We start from the raw sequence: 1284 nt of genomic DNA, 5'->3' as shown, positions 1-1284 counted from the left end.
ACCAGGTGGTCTGAACCGGGTACTGGCTGATTTGCGCGTCCGGCGTCAGGATGGTGAGCCCGTGGGCGAGGGCCTGGCAGACGAGCATCCGGTCAAAAGGGTCCTTGTGGTACTCGGGAAGCCTTCCGAGCGTGAGCACGGCGTCCTCATCGAGCGATAGCGGCGCGACGTCGTGCAGCTCCCGCTGCCGCGGCACGAAAAGGTGGGGCGGCTCGGGGAGCGTGAGGCGGCCCAGCGAGTGCTTCACCACGATTTCCCACGCGGAGACGGGGCTTAAGTAGACCTCGTTTGCCGGGTCGGAAAAGAGATCCCGCGCACGCGCGGAGAGCTCGCGCGCCCCTGCCGCAACCCATAGGAAGGTGCAGGTGTCGAGGAGGATCCTCACCCGGCCCCGCCGCGGAACGACGCGATGACGTCCTCCGGCAACGGTTCGAAGAAGCGCTTCGTCACGCGGACTTTACCGGCCGCCAGCCCGATCGGCCGCCTCTTGCCGGGACGGACGGGCAGGGGACGTATCTCGGCGACGGGAGTGTTCCGCTTGCACAGGACGATCGTCTCCCCCGCCCGGAGGCGCTTCAGGTACTTCGAGAGGTGCGTCCTTGCCTCGTATATGTTGATCCGGATCATGAACATATATTAGACCTTGTCGTAGGTCAAGTCAACGCGCATGCACACGCGCATGCACGCGTACCTTCCGGCGAGGCGGTTTTCGGTCGCTTCTCCGTCCCTGATGGCGGCCGTCGCGCGGCGGATGGCGGAGAAGGGGATCCCCGTCCATAAGGGAACTTCCTGGACGACGGATGCCCCGTTCCGCGGGACCGAAGCGTTGGTCGCGGCTAGACGGGAGGAAGGCGTCGTCTCTGTAGAGATGGAGGCGGCGCTTTTGGCCTTGGGAGCCGCCATCGGAAAGCCCGTCGTCTGCCTGGCCCACGTCACCAACGCGATGGTGACGCGCGGGGAGGATTTCGAAAAAGGGGGGGACGCCGGCCTCGCCCCGCGTAGCGCACAGCACCCAGACCCGCACCCCGCGCCGGGCCAGCAGCGCCAGGGTGCCGCCGCAGCGGAACGTCTCGTCGTCGGGGTGGGCGAAGACGGCAAGCAATCTTCGGTCAGCCATTAACGATATCCCTCTGCCTGCAGGCTGAATAACCGGGCGTAGGTGCCGCTCCGGGCCAGCAGCTCTTCGTGGCTGCCCACCTCAGTGATGCGACCCCCTTCGATCACCACGATGCGGTCGGCCATGCGCACGGTGGAAAAGCGGTGGGAGATAAGCACGGCGATCTT

At 66.0% G+C, this 1284-nt stretch carries 3 protein-coding genes; 1 reads left to right on the top strand and 2 read right to left on the bottom strand.

The features are described from left to right. Both VJ307_09030 and VJ307_09025 read right to left on the bottom strand, forming a co-directional pair. A partial coding sequence (locus VJ307_09030; protein HJX74285.1) for a type II toxin-antitoxin system VapC family toxin occupies positions 1–385 on the bottom strand: 385 nt, incomplete at its 3' end. Beyond that, positions 382–627 (bottom strand): hypothetical protein, encoded by a 246-nt coding sequence (locus VJ307_09025; protein ID HJX74284.1) that lies wholly within the window; start codon positions 625–627, stop codon positions 382–384. The genes VJ307_09025 and VJ307_09030, both read right to left, overlap by 4 nt. A gap of 52 nt (positions 628–679) precedes the next feature. Between VJ307_09025 and VJ307_09020 the strand changes: the two genes are divergently transcribed. After that, positions 680–1120 carry a hypothetical protein gene (locus VJ307_09020; GenBank protein HJX74283.1) on the top strand — a complete coding sequence of 147 codons (441 nt, stop codon included), beginning with the start codon at positions 680–682 and terminating at the stop codon, positions 1118–1120. Positions 1121–1284 lie beyond the last annotated feature (164 nt).

It is taken from the genome of Candidatus Deferrimicrobiaceae bacterium (assembly GCA_035256765.1).
In the GTDB taxonomy this organism is placed as follows: domain Bacteria; phylum Desulfobacterota; class Deferrimicrobia; order Deferrimicrobiales; family Deferrimicrobiaceae; genus CSP1-8.
This window is presented reverse-complemented; position numbering and strand designations above follow the sequence as displayed.